Consider the following 18,345-nt stretch of genomic DNA (forward strand, 5'->3'; position numbering starts at 1 on the left):
CAGCCTGAACACCCGGGTTGAAAAAATTCACGAAACTGAAATTTATACGCAGCATTTATAGTCATTGATAACTTTTGAGAATAGCTGTCTTTTTTATCGAAAAGGTTGAGAAACCATACCGCCAAAAGCAAGGTGTTGAAAAATCACGCTGCCGACTAATACGTGTAACGTTTCTCCGTTTTCTGCTAAAGAAGTACCGTAGTAGTTAATGGCTTCTTCAATTGTTATTATAAACCATTCTGGGTCTTCCTCTATGATACCGCCTTGATTTTCATATTCAGAAATCCAATCACGAACCAGTGAAATCTGTTCTTCATCACTTTTTTGATTCCATTCTTCTGCATTTAATTCTCCCCAAAAATCATTGGTGCTTTCCAGCAAATCATGCATTTCCTCTTTTTCTTCCATTTCTTCAGGTGTTTCCTCTTTTAATACCGGTTCCTTAACTTCAACGGAGTCATTTACTTCTTCTTCTTCATTAACGATTGTGTAGGATTGGCTCAAATTTTCTTCAGAGAAATCGGATCCAAAGTATCCAATAATCAATTCGAAACTATTACTATCGAAATTCCAGCTTTGAAAATCCTGTCTTGAAAAAGCGATAGAGTAGGTGGGGAGTATAGTTCCATTAAAGTCCAATAGAAAAGTAATTCCAATTTTATCAATATCATCGTTATTGAACGCTGTCAGAAGAACATTTTCCAGTTCTTCTTTAATTGCATCTTTTGATCCATAATTTTCAAGGGAATCTTTATTTAAGCTGTCAGTAATAACTTCTAAGCTTAAGGTTTGTTCCTCATCCAATTCATACTGGTTTACAGAAGTAAATTTGTTGTAGGAAATATCATTAATTACTATATCTTTGCCGAAGCTTGTTTCTAAAGCATTTTTGATGGAAGTGGCTTCCAGTAAACCGGGGGTTTCATCGTTATTATCAAAGCTTTCTTGAATTCCTAAGTCGAAAGGAATTTCTAGTGAAACTGTTAAATCTTCCAACAGCGAACCAACTTCAACAAATTTCTCGAAACCTTGTGATATGTATGCATAATCATTAGTTTCAACTCCATCTATATAAAAGCTTAGGCCATTTGAATAATGCTCCAATAAATCTCTGAAGTCATTCATTAATTCGGGGTTTGTTGAAGCATCTTCAGTGTAAGAATTGTATTTCGCCAATAAACTTTCAATTTCATCCCAATCATCTTTAACAGAGTTTTTAATGCCTAACTGGTTGTTTGTTGCGGTTTCTACATTTGAAACACTTTGAAATTTAACATAAAGTTCTACGAAACGGGTGACATCTTCATTTATATTATCGGGGGCTGTTTCTGTTTGTGTAATGGTTTGTGCTGTTTGTGCTTCAACAGCTGCAGGATTTGTTTCGGTTTCTTCACTACAGCCGTATAAAGAGAGAGATAAAACCGCAGACAATAAAAAATAACCAACCTTCATAATTGTTTCTCCTCAATAGATACCTTTTATTTTTAGTGTTTTTCAATCAAGGCTTAACAATAGTAGTAAGCCTGATTTTTAAATTTAAAATACAAGATAAATTTTACTAATTTATAGTAAAAAAGTATAGCGTTTTTTTGTTCAGTTAAGTAAAATATACCTAATAAAGAATCGCGTATATCGAGTTAGGGGAATAGAAAGTGGTAGAAAGTTATTGTGTGAATTGTGGGTATAAAAGAGTCAGGAATGGGAAGTTTTGTGCAAATTGTGGTGACGAATTCGAAGCGAATGATACGAGCTTTGAAGTGATAGCTGCTGCAGATTTGATAAGAGATGCCTCGCCTGCACCGGTAATCAACACAAATCTAGAAAAAAGAAAAAGTGTCACTGCCAAAACTTGGCCAAACATACTGGTGCATATATGTATGGGTATTGCATTAATCAACTTAAGTTTGCTGCTTGAAAGACAAGTTGACTTGGGAGGGGGAAGAGCATACATAAACCAAACCATAATTATTATTATCTTTCTGCAAGTATTATCGGTATTTTTGCAAAGAAGGAAGAAAAGTGCTTCAGTTTCGATACCGATCATTATAGCTTTTATCAGTATTTTCCCTACCTTGGCAATGTATAAAGACTTTCAAGAATGGCTTTATTATCAAGGGTATAATACCCAATCAATGGCCGATGGAAATCTTGTTATAATAGCCGAGTGTTTTGTGTTATACCTTGCAGTGGTGATAGTTAATCTTATTTTTTCGGTTATTCCTTCCAAAAAGCTTAAAAAGTAATTTTTGTGTACAGGAAGCTTCAGTTTAATAATAGAAAGAAATCGTGGTAATTGGAAAATGATTCATATCACTAAACCAAATAGAAAAAGGCGTCTCGGAGAATCAATAAGATTCTCCGAGACGCTTCTTCAATTTTCCTTTCAATTTCTTCTCCAACCCAGCCGTGAATCCAAAATAGGGATCTGATGTATTTGGAGCGGTCGGCACTTGTCATGTGTAAGAGAAAGTGAATTATTTCCAGGCATTTAGTTTATCGATAGAATCAATTTGCTAAATACAAATAGCATAAAAAGATTACTTATTATGTAAAAATAAGTGGTCAAATAGCATGTGTAAAGATATAATTACTTTTAGTAACTATTAATCAGACAGGTGGAGGAAGAGGAATGTTTTGTAGAGAATGTGGGCATGGGGTAAAAGAGTACGCTGAAATATGCCCGAATTGTGGAGTTCGTCCATTGAATAGTACGGAGTATTGTCAATCGTGTGCTGCTCCGACAAATGCTAATCAGGAACTATGCGTAAAATGTGGAGCTGGATTAAAAAATTCAATCAGTAGACCGATTTCTGCCGGAGAAGATCAACCTTCAGGATTATTGAACACAGCAGTCTGTTGTTTTCCAATTGTAGGAATCATTTTATATTTCATATGGAAAAATGAAAAACCGAAATCAGCGAAATCAGTTTGTACATGGGCTATCGTCGGAACTGTGCTTGGTATTGCCGTTTACGCAGGAGCAGTTGTTCTTGGAGTGATGAGTGAAATGATGTACTACTATTAATGGGGAAGAGTGCATTAGATGGAGAAATTTCTAAAAGTCTCATTTGGCTGCCATCAAATGCCACATCGTTCGTTTTACTATAAAGGGAAGCAGTTTCCGCTTTGTGCCAGATGTACGGGGATTTTGTTGGGGTATATGGTGGGAATCGTATGGGCCGCGGTAGCGGGCTATTTTTCAATCATCCTTTCGTTGCTGCTAATCCTGCCGCTACTTATTGATGGTGGAATTCAGTATGTCATCAAAAAAGAAAGTACCAACACCCGGCGGTTTGCAACTGGGATTTTAGCGGGTGTCGGAACTGTGTTTATACTATGTGGGATTGTAGTACTGGGCATGTCGCATGGAAAGTATATCGTGCACTATTTGATTGCTTAATGACGAGCTAAGAAAAATTGGAGGAGAGAAAATGAATTGTACAAGTTGTGGTGAACAAATATCGGAGAAAGCAGAAATCTGCCCGAAATGTGGGGTCCGGCCTTTTCGTGAAAATAACTATTGTTCTGGGTGTGGAGCAACTTTAAAGCCGAACCAGGAGATGTGTGTTCAGTGTGGGCGAACAGTTGCAAGACAACACAATGACATGGCAATGAAGTCCGGGACTGGCGGATCTGGATTGGAACCGGGTATTGCAGCTTTACTTTCCTTCCTCCTGACCGGCTTGAGCCAAATGATCATGGGGCAAGGCAAAAAAGGTGCCACGATGTTGATTGGCAGCATGATTCTCGCTGTAATGACGGCCAGCGCTTCAGCGTTCATTACAATTCCGCTTTCCGCTATCGATGCTTATTTAATAGCGAAGAAAAAGAAAGCGGGAGTGCCTGTAAGGGATTGGGAGTTCTTTTAAGCCAATCCACAAAATCACTGCACATAACGTTGAAACACGTTCGAATGTGAACCGTTGGGCATCGAGCCCAGCGGTTTTTTTATGTCAAAAATTATTTGGGTGCCAGGCACGCAAACAATTAGAATTCAGCAAAGCGGGAGGAAATTCATGAAGAAATTAAAAGAGAATCCAGCATTTATCCCGAAGGAGCCGGTCGTGGGGGACGAAACCTTGGGCGGCTTTCCGTTCGGGTGGAATATCATCCGGGCTTCGGCTTGGATCCAAGAAAACCTGAGTGAGGTGGAACAGTCTATAGTACAGGTAGAGCCACCTGGTCCAGGGTTAGACTCAGCAAATTTGGACGAGGCATTCATTCCACAAGCGGATCTGTCGAAGCCGCTCATCGTGGTCAGGATGCGTCCCGAATTCTTCCGGTTGATCGATGGCAATCACCGTGTGGCGAAAGCCAGGCGTTTAGGTCTAGCCGAATTGCCGGCTTATTACCTGACACAGGAGGAGCACCGGCAATTTTTCACTTCCGAAGATATGGACAAGAGGTATGTGGATTACTGGAATGACAAGCTGAAGTTTTTTAAGAAAGATAAAGGGCGTTGGGGTGTTGTTGGGGAAATGAAGGTTTGAGAGATAATTTATCAACTACAAGAGTATTCTAATACGAATTTACCGGTCTGCTCATCAGCAGAATGCTCGAGAATCACTTTCTGGTTAATCAAGATTGCCATCTCCGCCGTCAGGAAAAAAAGCGTCATCGGTCAACGAGCCCTTTTAATGCTTCATGATGTGCTTCCATTTCTTCTTCAAGCCGGTCGAAGAAATCTGACGGGACACCTTCCGGAAGCGGAATCATTTTCGGTATTTTTTTGATGACGATTTGATCATCGACCAGTTCGACTTGGACCTCATCGCCCTTTTTGACATTCATTGCTTTCAGCACATCGTTTGGCAGCGTCAACCCCAGCGAGTTGCCGATTTTCGTAATGCGTCTTTCTGTCATGGCCATTGTTTCTTCCTCCTTAATGTTTCATTAGAGTAAGTTATAACGGAAGGTATTTGTTATAACCATATTAACCTTTGCTTCTCAGTCAGGCAAGAAGCTGGATTCCTATTCAAAGATCTTTCCGAAAATTTTGGGTGCCAGGCACGCAAACAATTTCCAGGAAAGATGCGGAATACATGTTGAAAAGGCAGCCATTAAGGTAAGAAGCCCGAATATGCATGTTGGAAGTCCGAACACCCGGGTTGGAAAAGAAAACACCCGGGTAAGCAGCCCGAACACCCGGGTTGAAACCGAAAAACCGATAAAAAGGCATCCCGAGGAAGTTTGGGTGCCAGGCACGCAAACAATTAAAAAACCAGCAGCTGGATAACCCCAGCTGCTGGTTTTCGTTAATACGATTAATGGCCGGTCGACAGTTTCCGTACAAAATCATCCAGCGTATCACCGTTTAGGATCATGAAGCGGGGAAGCTCGTAACGGTTGTCCTCGTTCGTGCTTATGCCTCCCTCTATTGTGAATGCTCCTTTAAATCCAAGATTTTTAACGACTGCAAGCGTGTCGGCATTGTAGGCTCCGTATGGATACGCGAAAACATTTATCCTTTTGCCGGTAAGAGAATTGAGCGCCGCCGACGCATCATAAATCTCGTCGTATTGTTGATCGTAGCTCAGTCCGTCGAGAGATGGATGGCTGACTGTATGGTTTTGGATATCGATGCCATCCTTCATGACGGTTGTGATTTCTTCTGCCGTCATGCTCCAGCTGTCGTTTATCCAATCAGTAACCACAAACTGGGTTGCTTTCAAATTGTATTTATCCAAGATTGGGTAGACGTTCGGATAAAAATCGCTGGTACTGTCATCAAATGTAATCAGGATCGGTTTAGCCGGCATGGGCGATTTCCCATCCAAAATTCTGAAGTACTGTCTGAGGGTCAACGAACGGTAGCCGTTTTCCTTCAAGTAAACCATCTGTTCCTCAAAATCTTCTACGCTGTACTGATAAAGGTTATCCGGGTCGGGATCATGAGAAATCACATGATAATTCACAACGGGAATTTCAATGTCAGCTGCGGACGCGTGAGGGCTGAACCCCGTCAACAAAAGGGAGAAAAGAAGCAGGAAAACTACGGTTATTTTTTTCATGGAAAATCATCCTTTCCGATTGATGTTGTTTTCACTTTAAAACGTATTGCAGGTATGGAGATGAATTTTCTACTGCTTTGCAAGATGTTGCTAAGCCCTCCTTTCCCGTTTTTTCCGCAGGCCCATTTGGAGAAGTAAAGAAAATACAAACTATATCTAGTCTGTGCGCGCCCTTATTATACCACCACTTAATAGTTATTTGATGTAAAAAGTGAGATTTTTCAGATTTTTCTAATTAATTTATTAAAAAGGGTCTTATCGCGCACCTGTAGCCGGGTAGATTCGGTTTATTGAAGAAATATGCAAAACAAGCTATCCTCTTCAATGGAATCAACTGATTTTGAAGAGGTTTCAAATTATTTGTTTGAGCATATAGTCATGGATACAAATAACTGGTACACTGGATTTGCTAACAATATTTGGATGATTCTACTTCGTTGTTGGGAAAATTATCAACGACAAATTCCAGAAGAATAGCTTAGAAAAAGGGAGGAATTTAGTATGAAAAAAATTGGTTTTGCACTCATGTCTTTAATGGTGGCAATTAGTTTTACAGTCACCGCGGCACCTGAGCCGGCAGATGCCGCAGGAGTAAAAGCGAAGACGTATGCCAACTGTACAGAAATCAATAAAAAGTATAAAGGCGGTATTGCCCGCACTTCAAAAGTGAAGAACAAAGGCGGCAAAACAAAACACAAGCCATTCGTTTCTAAAGCTTTATATGATGCGAATAAAAAGAGCGATCGCGATAAAGATTTGATTGCTTGCGAACGATAAGAATGTAAGGCGGGCCGGTGCTGGGAATCATAACGATTCCTGGCACCGGTTTTTGTATGTAAGTGAGTTGTCACCCTTTAAAATTGAGTCTCTTCTATATAAACCAGAGCCTCCACAGAAGGAATCCGCGTGTGGTTGGTAAGGAAATTTCATAGGACGACAATAAAGAGGAGGCGCTCTAATTCTGGCGCCTCTTCTTTATTGTTGTGAGCCGAACGACTTTTAACGGCAATCCCTACGATTCGATTTCCGTTGCTTTTTCACCAGTACGGCTAGGCCGGCAACTGCTGCTGCGCCGAACGCGATCCCGTAGACGGCACCCCAGCGAAGCGGAATTTCTTTCGATCCGAAAGGCAGGAAGTGTTTGCTGCCATAGGTGTAGGCCGTCAATTGATCGACAGTCGGCGTCGGGGTATTGCCTTTTCGGATCAAGGCATAAAACTCATCGGTCAAATACTCGATTTCGTCTCCGGCATTTTTCAAGTGGCCCAAAATATTTTCAAATATTGGGGTCTTTGCCATGTTGCCAATGATCGAGACGAAAAGTGGTTCGGGAATGCGGTCTATCAGCTTGATTGCTGGAGGCGTTAAGGTGACTCCTGCGTCTTCGGTTGCCAGCAGCGCTTCATGAAGAGCGCGTTTTAACAGCACATGCGCATCCCGGGTAGCGGCAAAATGTTGCTGCTCGCTGTTGCAGGCATAAATAGCGGGAGCGAACGTTGGGCCCAATAGCGCCACATGCGTCTTGAGCCAATCATCCATGTCTGTCCGGATCTCCGCCCGGTAGCCGCGCATCGAACTTAACACTTCGGCGACTTCATACGTTCTGTCGGTGATGCTGCCATCCACTTCGCCAATCGGCAATATTACCGGTTTCTTTTCATCGACCGGCATCATGTGCATGATGTGGCCTTTCTTGAAGCCGCCGGGAAGTGGGAATCCGGCCATGACCCGTTCTTTGCCGAGGGCGTCGATGAATGCCTGCTGTCCGCCGGCGTTGTTCATCATGAACAGGAATGTCGGCACGTTTTTATTGGCAGCGAGCACGGGCAGAATTTCAACGACCCAGTTTTTGCGCATCGGCACAATGACCAAGTCGTAGAAGTCTTCTTCCCCCAAACTGTCGACGACGGGGAGGGCGGTGACAGTCAGTTTCTTGGTTTCCGTATTTTCGGTGACCACGCCGTAATCCTTCAGTTCATATTGCCGCTTCCCGTGGTCGAGCAGGAACACCGAGTGGCCAGCTTCTGCAAGGCGTTCGGCGAACAAACTGCCGAAAGGCCCTACGCCGTAAATGAGAATTTTCTTCTTCATGATTGTCACTCCTTTTCTCTAATAGCCTGGAATCTCTAAAGCAGAGATATGTAAGAGGAGAAGAGAGGTGTAGAAGTGAATAAACTTAATTTTGTTACTTATTTGATATATTATAGCACCTTTAAGTGATAGAGCAGTTTTTAAGGATTGAAGATGCTGGAAATATGGTTTTATTCGTGGAAGTGGCTGGATTTTATGTCGAAAGAGGTGCAGTTGTCACAATTCGACTTATGTAATCTGAATTTTCAGTATTTTGAAGGGTCTATGGTGCTATAATAGAATTGTCTATATAAAACTGTCATACCGCTTAACCAACGAAATAAAAAGGAGGTTTTCTCATGAACGGAAAAAAATTTAGTGTAAGCATCGTTGCATTCGGGTTAGTCCTTCTATTGGGTGCCTGTAACCAAGCGGATGAAGAAACAGGTGGCAGTGAAGAAATTTCTCGGGTTACATATGAGCGTCATGTAGAAGAGGTTATCGAACAAAGCTGCATTAGTTGCCATGGAGGGGATTCACCTTCTTTAGCGGAGTTTAAAGAAGATCCGGATAAGTATATTGCCGAGTTGAAGGGGCCAAGGCTGGATAACTACGAAGACTTGGTGGTCTTAGTCAATGGAGAGGATGCCGGAGCCATCATGCGCAGGCTCGATGACGGCACCAATACAGAGGACGGCGAACCCGGCAATATGTATATCAACCTGGGCAGGACAAATGAGGAACGGCAGGAAAATCTGAACATATTTAAAGGATGGGTCGGAAATTGGAGCTTAAAACGCTCAGATGAACTGACGGATGAAGAAAGAGCAGAAATTACGGCCCCAAGAGAGTAAGTGGAAATCGCGCTTTCTTCTATATGATAGGAAACTTTAGTGTTGATGGAAAATAAGACGCGGAAATGCTTGAAAAGGTTCGGCTCTGTTAAAACAGAGCCGAGCCTTTTCTGATGCCTTCTTTTGCCGGCAGCCAGTCAGCCTGGCTGCGTACTCAAGGTTCTCTTGCCGTATTTCTTCACCAGCAATTGCTGTTCCCTCTAGTCTATAAGCTTTGGCCGTTCAGAATTGCCCTTTGTGGAAAATTACCTGTTTTTTTTAGCATCCTCAAGAGGAGAGTTGCTGGGATTTGGATAGCTGGAGGAGCGATCAGAATGAGCAGATCTAAAGAGTTTATGCAGCTGGTGGATTTTGAAAATATTTTTGTCGTTGATGTACAGGGAGTGACGCTTTATTACGACGTGGCGGATCTGCTTTCATCAAAGAAATTGATGGCAATGATGGCATGGCCGCGACAAGCAGGATGGCGATAATCGTTTTTTTGATCATAGGGTCTGTCCTTTCTTTTCGGAACGCTCGTACATCGCGGTGGTGACGGCGGCCAGTACAATGACTGTCGCATTTTGCCACGTCAGGAGCGGGCCGAAGATGCTCAAAATCAGCAGTTCCAAGGTGAACAGCAACACCAGCAATAATCCGGTCGGCACGTCCCGGCGTTCGGCAAGCAGCCGGATCGCCAGAATGCTTGCGGCGAGCAGCAAGCCGTGAAGTGCAGCTTCCACCCAATTGTTTTCAATGCTTTGCAGGACGGTTTGGTACGACAGCAAAAACAGCAGCCAGGCAACCGGCGCTTGCCTTGCCAAATCGGCATGCTTTTTCTGCGCCAAGGCCAAATAACCGGAGACCAGCACGATGGCGAGCAGATGGCCATACAAGCCGCCGTTAAAATAAAGAAGGGATAAGGGCATATCGAGAAAATAATCAAAATTAAAAAGGATGTAGCTAGACTTCCAGACGAGGATATACAGCGTAACGGCATTCCAATACCAGTCGCCGGTTTTATTCCCCATCACAAAACGCATCATCAGGCTTGCCGCTGCGGCTCCCAAAAGGACAGCCACCCATACAGCCGGCACGGTCAGGTGAAATATCGGCACATAAGTCACAGCCGTTTCTCCAGTCGCTCTCTATTCATCATGAAGATACCCCCCGTTGTATTCGAAATCTAATGCTCAACGTTTCCCATTATATCGGAAAGGCAGATTTTTTCATCTTTTTTGATTGGCATTTATATAGAAGGAAAATAATGATAGTGAGTAGCGGGATGGAGGTTTTTAGAGGGAGGTTGCAATGGCGTTCCTTTGCGGAAGGCAGTTCTGCCAAATAAATATGCCGCATCCATGTTAGTTCCTGGATGCGGCATGTTTGTAAACTGGATGAGTTGAACGAAAATAACCACAGTAGCTGATATTCCGCAAAACAGCTCCGAAGACATTAGCCGTAGCTTGCGAGGAGATAGCTTTGCGGCGTAGTGCGCAGCACGAAGGAGCACGATTTTTAAAGCTACTCAATGGATAGGGATAGCGTCTTCGCTGTTTTGCTCCATATCTCTAGAGATTTCTCTAGCGCCGGCGCGGCTCAGGAGCAGGCGAATGCCGAGCGGAGCAATAAGCCAAGTGGTCTTCTTGGCTTATTGCGGGAGCCTTGTCCAAAGCGCCGAAGCGGCTTATTTATGATGATTCTTTAATTCAACTCATAGATATATTTGATTTGTGTAAAGAAACTGATTGGAGATCCGTGAAATGGTGCCCAAACTTGAAGATAGGGCAGGACAATTCCACTTAAGAACTCTTGATTTGGTCTTGCTTCAAGCCTCTATGCATCGTATGTTTGGCGCCCCATTCGTGCATCGCGTCCAGGACGGGTTCGAGGCTCCGGCCGTATTCGGTCATCGAGTATTCGACTTTCGGCGGGACCTGGGCATAGACGACGCGTTTGATGATGTCTTCATCTTCCAGTTCGCGCAATTGTTTGGTCAACATTTTCTGGGTGATGCCGGGCATCTTCCGCTTCAATTCACTAAACCGTTTCGTGCCTTCCTGCAATAGGAATAAAAGAATTACGGGCTTCCATTTTCCGACAAGGATGCCGAGCGCATCTTCCACCTGGCAATTTTCTGGTTTCCGTTCCACAGCTGTTCCCCCTTGGTATCTTTTTGTATACTATACCACTTTAAAGTGCGTACTTATATTTTTGGGGATTGTTGCTTATACTAGGGAGAGCTATGAGAGAGAAAGGTGGATTTACTTTATGGAAAAATATCGGATCAATCCAGACGAAGGCATGGAATTTGGCATTTATACACTGGGGGATCATCTTCCGAATCCCGCAACCGGGGAACGGATTTCGGTGCAGGAGCGGATTCATGAAATCATCGACTATGCGGTGCTTGCCGAACAAGCAGGCGTGGATTTTTTTAGTGTGGGCGAAAGCCATCAGGAATACTTCGCAACACAAGCGCATGCCGTGGTGCTTTCGGCAATTGCACAGGCGACTTCGAAAATAAAAATCGCCAGCTCTTCTACCATCATCAGCACATCGGATCCAGTCCGGGTCTATGAGAACTTTGCGACCCTTGATTTGATTTCCAATGGCCGGGCGGAGATAGTCGCAGGACGCGCTTCCCGTATCGGCCTTTTTGACTTGCTGGGGTACGATCTCCACAATTACGAGGAATTGTTTGAAGAGAAATTTGAGTTGCTGCGTCTGATCAATGACAATGAAACCGTCAATTGGAGCGGCGAATTCCGTGCACCGCTGCGGGATGCGCAAGTGCTGCCGCGTCCGGTCAACGGGTCTCTGCCGATTTGGCGGGCAGTGGGCGGCACCCCTGCCAGTGCGATGAAAGCAGGATTCGCCGGCGTGCCGATGTTCATGGCGCATTTGGGCGGAGCCGCGACACAGTTTAAAGCAACCGTGGACAGCTACCGGGAAGCTGCGCGGGCAGGCGGACACGATCCTGCCCAGCTGCCGATCGCGACGGCCGGCTTCTTTTATGCGGCCGAGACGTCCCAACAGGCACTGAAAGAGCTGTACCCTCATATCAATGAAGGCATGAAACGCACCAATGGCGGCGGATTTCCGAAGCAGCTGTTCGCACAGGGCGTGGATCCGCATAACATTATGAACATCGGCAGCCCGCAGCAGATCATCGAGAAGATCCTTTACCAGCATGAAGTGTTTGGCCATCAACGCTATATCGCCCAAATCGATTTTGGCGGCATGCCGATGGACAATATCAAGCGGAACCTGGATTTGATCGGGACAGAAATCCTGCCGGCAATCAAGAAATACACAGCGACGAAATAAGGAGGAATTGGAATGAAGATTGTTGGTTTATCCGGTTCCCAAATCGGTTCGAAAACGAGAATCGCCATTGACGCCACACTCAAGGTGATCTCGGAAAAATATCCGGAAGTGGAAACAGCTTTGATTGATTTGGCTGATTACAAGATGGAGTTCAGCGACGGCCGCAATTACCTGGATTACACGGGCGACACGGGCTACGTGACGAAAACCCTCATGGAAGCGGATGCCATCATCATCGGCACGCCAATCTTCCAGGCATCGATTCCAGCTGCGTTGAAGAACATTTTTGATCTTCTTCCAGTCAATGCTTTCCGCGACAAAGTCGTCAGCATGCTGGTGACGGCAGGGTCCGCCAAGCATTACATGGTGGCCGACACCCAGTTGAAACCCATCCTCGCGTACATGAAAGCGCAGATGGTCCAGACTTTCGTCTTTATTGAAGAAGTGGATTTCCATCAAAAGCAAATCATCAACCACGACGTGCTGTTCCGCCTCGAGCGCCTGGCAGAAGACACCGTGGTGTTGACGGAGACCTTTACAAAGATCCGCGAAGAAAAGGAAGCCGAGTATGATTTTTAATAAGAGTGGAGAGGAGTCGCTGCGGATGCAGCGGCTCTTTTTCTGTATAGAGGATATTCAGTTGAATAGATCGGCTGAAACATATGTTGAAGAATTCCTTAATTTTAATTTGAATATTTAGATAATTTAAACTATGATAAATATAGTTCTTTAAATCTAGTTAAATCATTTATTTTATACGTAATTTAAAATAATTAGGTTAAATTAACTATTTTTAAGGGTGGAGATTAAATAATCGCTTGTCTTTCTTGAACTTTGAGAAAAAGTAGAGCAAAAGGGGAAATGAGGGATGCAAAAAATAAAATTCCTGATCATTTTGATTGTTGTTATCGCAATTGGTGTATTGATTTTTAGGTTGATTGTGGGTGGTAGCTGATTGGGCGGTTTTAGCAAGCACAATCTATAGTAGCCGTCTGCAAGGCAAGTAAAGAGCAATTTCTATCAGTGGCTGACCGTTAAAGTGGGAGAAATCAAAAAAGGGGGAGGAAAAAAGATGCTCAAAAAGATTAGTAGCTTATGCATGGCAGCTTTACTGCTCGGACTTCTGCTTCCATCAGAACAGTCGGTTTCTGCTGCAGAATTCGGGGATGTGAAGAATTTTGAAAAAGAGATTCAGTACCTGACAGACCAGAAAATCATCAATGGCTATCCGGATGGAACCTATCGGCCGAACGAACCGATTCTGCGTGTGCAGGCGATCATGATGATCATGCGTGAAATGGGACTGGAGATAGAGGGAATTCCGGATCCGGGCTTCAGCGATATCCGAAAAGGGGACATGGGCTATGAAGATGTAGCCGCCGCCTCATATTATGGACTGATTGAAGGAAAAGGAGACCAGCGTTTCGATCCGAAAGGGCACATGACGCGGGGCGAAATGTCAAAGGTGCTGACACTCGCTTACGAACTTGACGGCTTGTATCCGACAGGTTTTGACGATGTGACTGAAGGGCAATGGACTTATCCATATATTTCTGCTCTGGCTGCCCATAACGTCACCAACGGGTATCCCGATGGTACGTTCCGTTCCGGAGTGACCATCAACCGTGAACAATTTGCCGGATTTTTGGCACGGATCCTCAAACCTGCCTTTAAACCCGTTTATCCGGATATGCCTGATTCCCTTCTGGAGGACATCATTGATGTTGAAATTATGGATGTCGTCAAACATCCGGAACAGCCGGTTTTCTACATACTGGATGGATTGACCAACAGCTTGGTGTCCTTTAACTACGAGACTTCTGAAATGAATAATACAGGTCTGCCTTACAGGGCGGAAAACCTGGCATATGCCAAAGGAAAAGTCTATGTGACGCAACATAAAATGAATCATGAATACTGGACGGGCGACCGGAAAGAAGAAGGGGCCTATGCGATTTTTGATGCCGCTTCATTGGACATGGTGAAGCTATGGCATTTGGAAATAGACCCTTATGATATCGAAGCCAATAACGACGGACATGTTTTTATATCCGGAGGATCTAATCAGCATACCTACCTTACCAGCTTTGATTCGAAAACAGGTGCCATTTTGTCTAAGCAAAGCATTTATATGGAAGCGAAACTGTCCATGACGCCGGACCAGAAAAATCTGATGGTCATTTCAACGGGGCTGTCACCGCGGAACATCTCGGCGTTTCCGATTGTGGGTGGCTTGCTGCAGCTGGAAATCCGTTCGCCTTACCACGGGGATTATGACCTGACGCCTGACATCGGTTTGACGCCGGACGGCAAATACATTTTGAATGGCTTCGGCAACATGTTCAGTGCCAATACCATGAAATACCTCGGAACCCTGGATCGGCCGTTTTCGGCATTTGCGGTTGATGTGGATTCCGGCGAACTGCATACTGCATTCGATACCAGCCTGATTCAGACCTACGACTATCCCGCTCTCGTCAGCAAAAATCAGCTCGTCACCTACGGAAAAATCAACAAGCTTTTTTATGACAATGCGAGGGACGAATTGATCGCTTTGACGACTGTGAGATTCGGAAAGTCTACGTATCCATATGTGGGGATTGAGACGATTGATGTGGGCGAGTGAATGAAGGGATCGGCAGAAGAGGTTCTTCTGCCGGTTTTTTTGTGAGTATAAAGGTTGTTGTTGAAGGGGGATTGCGATAGAAAAGTGGTTTTTCAGGTTGGAGAGGGAAACTTTCATGTAGAGAAGTTACACATTCATGTAGAGGCAGGAGACGTTCATGTAAAGAATGGGCTTTCAGGTAGAAGAGGGGAACTTTCATGTAGAGAAGTGACACGTTCATGTAGAGATGAGAAACATTCAGGTAAAGAAGGAATCTTCAGATAGAAGAGGGAAACTTTCATGTAGAGAAGTGACACGTTCATGTAGAGGCAGGAGACGTTCATGTAGAGAATGAACTTTCAGGTAGAAGATGGAAACTTTCATGTAGAGAAGTGACGCGTTCATGTAGAGAAGTGACGCGTTCATGTAGAGGAGCGAAGCGTTCAGGTAGAGAAGTGAGATTCAGGTAGAACAGGGAGATGTTCATGTAGAGACGGGAGACGTTCATGTAAAGAAGCGAAGCGTTCATGTAGAGAAGAGAGATTCATGTAGAAGAGGGAGACGTTCAGGTAGAGAAGCGAAGCGTTCAGGTAGAAAAGAAGAACTTTCATGTTGAAAAAGCGAACACCCGGGTTAGAAAAAATCCCCTACACCAATTAAAGAAACCAGCGAGAAGGAGCAGGATTCAACAAAAAAAGCGTCCCCCGGAATCAATTAGATGCCGGGGGACGCTTTTCAATTCGCTTTATTTCTTCTCCAACCCCACCGCAAAACCTAAATACATCAAGGCGTTGCGTGCTTTGAAGGTGGTATTCATCGCCATGCGGTCGAGTTCGGCCTGCGTCATCTGGTGCTTGCGCAGCTCGCCGGTTTGGGCGACTTCTTCTTGTTTGGTGATGACTTGGACAAAGCTTCGTTCCATCAGGTCGCGCAAGAGCAGCGAGCGGACGGTGGCAATGTTCTGGGTCTGGGATTGCTCGTAGCCGAAAAGTTCTTTGGAATGCCAGAACAAGGCTTTCAGCGCGCCGTTTTTCGTATCGCGGATGAACGGCTTGAGCGGATTTTTTGGTTTCTCGTCTTCGAACCAGATGCGCTGCATGCCGGCCCGCGGGTCTTTCATATCGAGCTTATAGTAATGGCTGACAAATTGGGCGACTTTCGAGAACAGTGAAAAAGACTGGCGGTAGACGCTCTTTAATTGCTCGTTGCGTTCAGGGCTTGGTTCTTTTTCGATTGCTTCGAATAGGTTCCAGCGAAGCACGGTGAATTCTGAAATCATGGAGTCCATGAAAGTTTCGAGGAATAGCCCGCGCTCTTTGTCGTCCGCTTCTTTGTGGCGGTATTTCAACGTATCGATTTTCATGGTGCCGGTCGGGTCGACTTCGTTGTTATCATTCAACAGCAAGCGATGCTTGGCGCACCATTCGCGGTATTCCCACTCGCGGCCTTCGAAAAAATTCGGCTTGTAGTTTCCAGTGATGTCGACCGGCCCGATTTCATCCAGCATTTTCTCTGCCAGCTTCAAACGGTCTGCGTACAATGCACGTCCGTTGGTGTTGCTGATGTTTTCGGCGCCTTTTCGAAGCAGGTCACGGGACAGATGGAGCGCTTCGGCTTTTTCTTCCTTGCCGCGCAGGAAGGTGGAATAAAACAACAGCCCCCATCCGCGTTCAGCGTCTTTGCGTTCGTAGGATGGATCCTTTTCGCTTTCGGTCATCTGTTCCAATACATCGAGCCCGTCGAGCGCCCGGCCTACGTAAATCAAAGCTTCTGCATAGTTCAGGCAGATTTGATTCCATACGGTGGGCGGCACTTTCCCGCGGAACTGGGCGTGCAGGCTTTCGAACAGGAATAGCTGGCGCTGTTTCATCGGGCTGTTCCATTCTTTTTGCAGCTGATGCTGGATGCCCAACTGGCTGCTTTCGAGCAAGATGGCAAGCGGATAGGCGGCTTGGCCTTCCAGGCGTTTTTTCAAATGGGTGATGATCTCGTTGAGCTTTTCCGGCTCGGTGCGGGTTTTCTGAAACTGCTGCAGCAGGTGTTGTGCAGCTTGGTAAACTTCCTTCAATTCAAACTGCCCGTAATCGTCTGATTGGGCAATATCATGTAATGTCGACATGGGAACCCTCCTTGAATAAGTGCTTCTCTTATTATTGTATCGAAGAGCGGGGCAGGGGTCACCCTTTGTTGTCGGAATTTTTTGGGATTGGGATGTTTTGTTCAGGACAGGTAATAAAAAGGAAGCTAATCCAACGTTTGAACAGCACTTTTATTGGATTTATTATTTTCTGAATTTTTAGTAATTTATAGAGGTATTAATAGGAATTTGCTGTTAAACTAAGGGCAAGAAGCTGGATAAAGGAACGGAGGAGTGATGATTGTGAGAGGGCTGATGGGTCTGTTTGTCATTGTGCTGTCTTTATTTTTGGCCATTCCTGTTGCTGCTGCCGCCCCGGATTTGCGGGAAGATCATCTGTTTTATGAGGAAATGACCTATTTGATGGAGAAAGGAGTGATTACGGGCTATCCGGATGGCACGGTCCGGCCGGATAGAGACGTGACCCGTGCGGAGGCGACCGTAATGATCGGGCGTCTAAAAGGCTTGGATGGAACGAAGCGGGCCACGCCGTTCCGTGATGTGCCGGCTGGGCATTATGCCAGCGGTTATATCGCTGAGGCGGCGGAAGCGGGGTATATCCTGGGGAATGGTGACGGGACATTTCGTCCGAATGCGCCGATCATCCGAGGGGATATGGCGTTGATCATCGAACGGGTCTTTGATTTGGCATTCACGTTCAACCAGCCGTTTACGGATGTGCCGCAAAACGCCTATTACACAGAAGCCATCAGCAAGATCTTAGCGGTCAACATCACCATCGGCTATCCCGACAATACGTTCCGGCCGAAGCAGGCCGTGACGCGCGGCCAGTTTTCCGCTTTCCTGGCGCGCGCCTTGGAGCCGGCATTTAAAAATGATGCGGTCATTGCCCGTTCTTACATGAAAGACAAAACCAAAGCTTACACGTACCGCATGTCAGACGGGACGACAGCCGTCCACCGGTTTGTGGATGTGCCGGACCGGGGTGGCTTGAGTTATGGATTCATGTGGACAGCGGATGTGGATGGCGACAGTTATGAATACCTGGAATTCGAAAGCCGCCAGCTGTTTGCATTCGGCTATCCGTATTCCGAGTACGATGTGGCGCTCGTGTATCCGGTCGGGGTGGGTAAAACTTTTGATGTCGGGTTGGGTGACGAAACGATTATCCGTACCATCACAGGTGTCAATAGGACAGTTGAGACCCCGTACAAGACATTTACAAACGCCACGGAAGTGACGACGCAAGACGGCTTCAAGTATTACATGGCGGAAGGTTTTGCGACCATCAAATCCATCAACGCGCAGGGGCGTGTGGAGAGCGAATTGGTGAGCGTGGAGTAGAGGTTCTGGTGCCTGGCACGCACACAATTCACGCGGGGCAAAAAAAACGAGTAA

General features: G+C 45.2%; 19 protein-coding genes and 1 pseudogene. 13 read left to right on the forward strand and 7 right to left on the reverse strand.

Going from position 1 to position 18,345, the window contains the following annotated elements; genetic code table 11:
• Positions 1–93: 93 nt before the first annotated feature.
• Positions 94–1,452: a hypothetical protein gene (locus tag AC1MEO_RS17845; protein ID WP_480333000.1), complete on the reverse strand. Its 1,359-nt coding sequence runs from the start codon at positions 1,450–1,452 to the stop codon at positions 94–96.
• 200 nt (positions 1,453–1,652) lie between these two features.
• Here AC1MEO_RS17845 and AC1MEO_RS17850 point away from each other — a divergent pair, with 200 nt between their 5' ends.
• From AC1MEO_RS17850 to AC1MEO_RS17875, 6 genes and pseudogenes are all read left to right on the forward strand, one after another.
• On the forward strand, positions 1,653–2,243 hold the full coding sequence (locus AC1MEO_RS17850) for a hypothetical protein (protein ID WP_480333002.1): 591 nt from the start codon (positions 1,653–1,655) through the stop codon (positions 2,241–2,243).
• 386 nt (positions 2,244–2,629) lie between these two features.
• Positions 2,630–3,025 carry a double zinc ribbon domain-containing protein gene (locus AC1MEO_RS17855; RefSeq protein WP_480333004.1) on the forward strand — a complete coding sequence of 132 codons (396 nt, stop codon included), beginning with the start codon at positions 2,630–2,632 and terminating at the stop codon, positions 3,023–3,025.
• Positions 3,026–3,043: 18 nt separating this feature from the next.
• Positions 3,044–3,400 carry a DUF2085 domain-containing protein gene (locus tag AC1MEO_RS17860; protein ID WP_480333006.1) on the forward strand — a complete coding sequence of 119 codons (357 nt, stop codon included), beginning with the start codon at positions 3,044–3,046 and terminating at the stop codon, positions 3,398–3,400.
• Between the two features lie 31 nt (positions 3,401–3,431).
• Positions 3,432–3,518: pseudogene (locus AC1MEO_RS17865) on the forward strand (zinc-ribbon domain-containing protein); the annotation flags it as partial.
• An 87-nt stretch (positions 3,519–3,605) separates the two neighbouring features.
• Positions 3,606–3,869, forward strand: a complete 264-nt coding sequence (locus AC1MEO_RS17870; RefSeq protein WP_480336150.1) for a hypothetical protein — start codon at positions 3,606–3,608, stop codon at positions 3,867–3,869.
• Between the two features lie 147 nt (positions 3,870–4,016).
• Positions 4,017–4,490: a ParB/Srx family N-terminal domain-containing protein gene (locus tag AC1MEO_RS17875; protein ID WP_480333008.1), complete on the forward strand. Its 474-nt coding sequence runs from the start codon at positions 4,017–4,019 to the stop codon at positions 4,488–4,490.
• 124 nt (positions 4,491–4,614) lie between these two features.
• On the opposite strand, the gene AC1MEO_RS17880 is transcribed toward AC1MEO_RS17875, so the two are convergent.
• Positions 4,615–4,869 (reverse strand): AbrB/MazE/SpoVT family DNA-binding domain-containing protein, encoded by a 255-nt coding sequence (locus tag AC1MEO_RS17880; protein ID WP_480333010.1) that lies wholly within the window; start codon positions 4,867–4,869, stop codon positions 4,615–4,617.
• A 395-nt stretch (positions 4,870–5,264) separates the two neighbouring features.
• Positions 5,265–6,011 (reverse strand): polysaccharide deacetylase family protein, encoded by a 747-nt coding sequence (locus AC1MEO_RS17885; RefSeq protein ID WP_480333012.1) that lies wholly within the window; start codon positions 6,009–6,011, stop codon positions 5,265–5,267.
• 501 nt (positions 6,012–6,512) lie between these two features.
• Between AC1MEO_RS17885 and AC1MEO_RS17890 the strand changes: the two genes are divergently transcribed.
• Positions 6,513–6,788 (forward strand): excalibur calcium-binding domain-containing protein, encoded by a 276-nt coding sequence (locus tag AC1MEO_RS17890; protein ID WP_480333014.1) that lies wholly within the window; start codon positions 6,513–6,515, stop codon positions 6,786–6,788.
• 222 nt (positions 6,789–7,010) lie between these two features.
• Here the strand turns inward: AC1MEO_RS17890 and AC1MEO_RS17895 are convergent, their stop codons facing one another.
• Positions 7,011–8,102: a ketopantoate reductase family protein gene (locus AC1MEO_RS17895; RefSeq protein WP_480333016.1), complete on the reverse strand. Its 1,092-nt coding sequence runs from the start codon at positions 8,100–8,102 to the stop codon at positions 7,011–7,013.
• A 338-nt stretch (positions 8,103–8,440) separates the two neighbouring features.
• Here AC1MEO_RS17895 and AC1MEO_RS17900 point away from each other — a divergent pair, with 338 nt between their 5' ends.
• Both AC1MEO_RS17900 and AC1MEO_RS17905 read left to right on the forward strand, forming a co-directional pair.
• A complete protein-coding gene (locus AC1MEO_RS17900; protein WP_480333018.1) occupies positions 8,441–8,935 on the forward strand; it encodes a hypothetical protein in 495 nt (164 codons plus the stop codon).
• Positions 8,936–9,249: 314 nt separating this feature from the next.
• On the forward strand, positions 9,250–9,408 hold the full coding sequence (locus AC1MEO_RS17905) for a hypothetical protein (RefSeq protein ID WP_480333020.1): 159 nt from the start codon (positions 9,250–9,252) through the stop codon (positions 9,406–9,408).
• A gap of 12 nt (positions 9,409–9,420) precedes the next feature.
• On the opposite strand, the gene AC1MEO_RS17910 is transcribed toward AC1MEO_RS17905, so the two are convergent.
• Positions 9,421–10,041 carry a hypothetical protein gene (locus AC1MEO_RS17910; RefSeq protein WP_480333022.1) on the reverse strand — a complete coding sequence of 207 codons (621 nt, stop codon included), beginning with the start codon at positions 10,039–10,041 and terminating at the stop codon, positions 9,421–9,423.
• A 675-nt stretch (positions 10,042–10,716) separates the two neighbouring features.
• Positions 10,717–11,067 (reverse strand): winged helix-turn-helix transcriptional regulator, encoded by a 351-nt coding sequence (locus tag AC1MEO_RS17915; protein WP_480333024.1) that lies wholly within the window; start codon positions 11,065–11,067, stop codon positions 10,717–10,719.
• Between the two features lie 118 nt (positions 11,068–11,185).
• Between AC1MEO_RS17915 and AC1MEO_RS17920 the strand changes: the two genes are divergently transcribed.
• The 3 genes from AC1MEO_RS17920 to AC1MEO_RS17930 all read left to right on the forward strand — a co-directional run bounded on the left by AC1MEO_RS17920 (position 11,186) and on the right by AC1MEO_RS17930 (position 14,870).
• The gene (locus tag AC1MEO_RS17920) at positions 11,186–12,244 is read left to right on the forward strand and encodes an LLM class flavin-dependent oxidoreductase (protein WP_480333026.1); all 1,059 of its coding nucleotides are present in this window, start codon (positions 11,186–11,188) and stop codon (positions 12,242–12,244) included.
• A 12-nt stretch (positions 12,245–12,256) separates the two neighbouring features.
• Positions 12,257–12,823, forward strand: coding sequence for an NADPH-dependent FMN reductase (locus AC1MEO_RS17925; protein WP_480333028.1), 567 nt, complete (start codon positions 12,257–12,259; stop codon positions 12,821–12,823).
• A 493-nt stretch (positions 12,824–13,316) separates the two neighbouring features.
• Entirely contained in the window at positions 13,317–14,870 is a 1,554-nt protein-coding gene (locus AC1MEO_RS17930; protein ID WP_480333030.1) for an S-layer homology domain-containing protein, read from the forward strand.
• Between the two features lie 724 nt (positions 14,871–15,594).
• Here AC1MEO_RS17930 and AC1MEO_RS17935 read toward each other — a convergent pair.
• Complete coding sequence (locus AC1MEO_RS17935) at positions 15,595–16,968, reverse strand: LA2681 family HEPN domain-containing protein (protein ID WP_480333032.1); 1,374 nt, start codon at positions 16,966–16,968, stop codon at positions 15,595–15,597.
• Between the two features lie 255 nt (positions 16,969–17,223).
• Between AC1MEO_RS17935 and AC1MEO_RS17940 the strand changes: the two genes are divergently transcribed.
• Positions 17,224–18,291, forward strand: coding sequence for an S-layer homology domain-containing protein (locus tag AC1MEO_RS17940; protein WP_480336134.1), 1,068 nt, complete (start codon positions 17,224–17,226; stop codon positions 18,289–18,291).
• The last annotated feature ends 54 nt before the right edge of the window (positions 18,292–18,345 follow it).

The organism is Planococcus sp. BI3 (assembly GCF_056680115.1).

Coding starts and splice junctions, on each gene's coding strand:
- AC1MEO_RS17845 (WP_480333000.1), bottom strand. CDS start 1,452: ATGAAGGTTGGTTATTTTTTATTGTCTGCGGTTTTATCTCTCTCTTTA.
- AC1MEO_RS17855 (WP_480333004.1), top strand. CDS start 2,630: ATGTTTTGTAGAGAATGTGGGCATGGGGTAAAAGAGTACGCTGAAATA.
- AC1MEO_RS17860 (WP_480333006.1), top strand. CDS start 3,044: ATGGAGAAATTTCTAAAAGTCTCATTTGGCTGCCATCAAATGCCACAT.
- AC1MEO_RS17870 (WP_480336150.1), top strand. CDS start 3,606: ATGGCAATGAAGTCCGGGACTGGCGGATCTGGATTGGAACCGGGTATT.
- AC1MEO_RS17875 (WP_480333008.1), top strand. CDS start 4,017: ATGAAGAAATTAAAAGAGAATCCAGCATTTATCCCGAAGGAGCCGGTC.
- AC1MEO_RS17880 (WP_480333010.1), bottom strand. CDS start 4,869: ATGGCCATGACAGAAAGACGCATTACGAAAATCGGCAACTCGCTGGGG.
- AC1MEO_RS17885 (WP_480333012.1), bottom strand. CDS start 6,011: ATGAAAAAAATAACCGTAGTTTTCCTGCTTCTTTTCTCCCTTTTGTTG.
- AC1MEO_RS17890 (WP_480333014.1), top strand. CDS start 6,513: ATGAAAAAAATTGGTTTTGCACTCATGTCTTTAATGGTGGCAATTAGT.
- AC1MEO_RS17895 (WP_480333016.1), bottom strand. CDS start 8,102: ATGAAGAAGAAAATTCTCATTTACGGCGTAGGGCCTTTCGGCAGTTTG.
- AC1MEO_RS17900 (WP_480333018.1), top strand. CDS start 8,441: ATGAACGGAAAAAAATTTAGTGTAAGCATCGTTGCATTCGGGTTAGTC.
- AC1MEO_RS17905 (WP_480333020.1), top strand. CDS start 9,250: ATGAGCAGATCTAAAGAGTTTATGCAGCTGGTGGATTTTGAAAATATT.
- AC1MEO_RS17920 (WP_480333026.1), top strand. CDS start 11,186: ATGGAAAAATATCGGATCAATCCAGACGAAGGCATGGAATTTGGCATT.
- AC1MEO_RS17925 (WP_480333028.1), top strand. CDS start 12,257: ATGAAGATTGTTGGTTTATCCGGTTCCCAAATCGGTTCGAAAACGAGA.
- AC1MEO_RS17930 (WP_480333030.1), top strand. CDS start 13,317: ATGCTCAAAAAGATTAGTAGCTTATGCATGGCAGCTTTACTGCTCGGA.
- AC1MEO_RS17935 (WP_480333032.1), bottom strand. CDS start 16,968: ATGTCGACATTACATGATATTGCCCAATCAGACGATTACGGGCAGTTT.
- AC1MEO_RS17940 (WP_480336134.1), top strand. CDS start 17,224: ATGATTGTGAGAGGGCTGATGGGTCTGTTTGTCATTGTGCTGTCTTTA.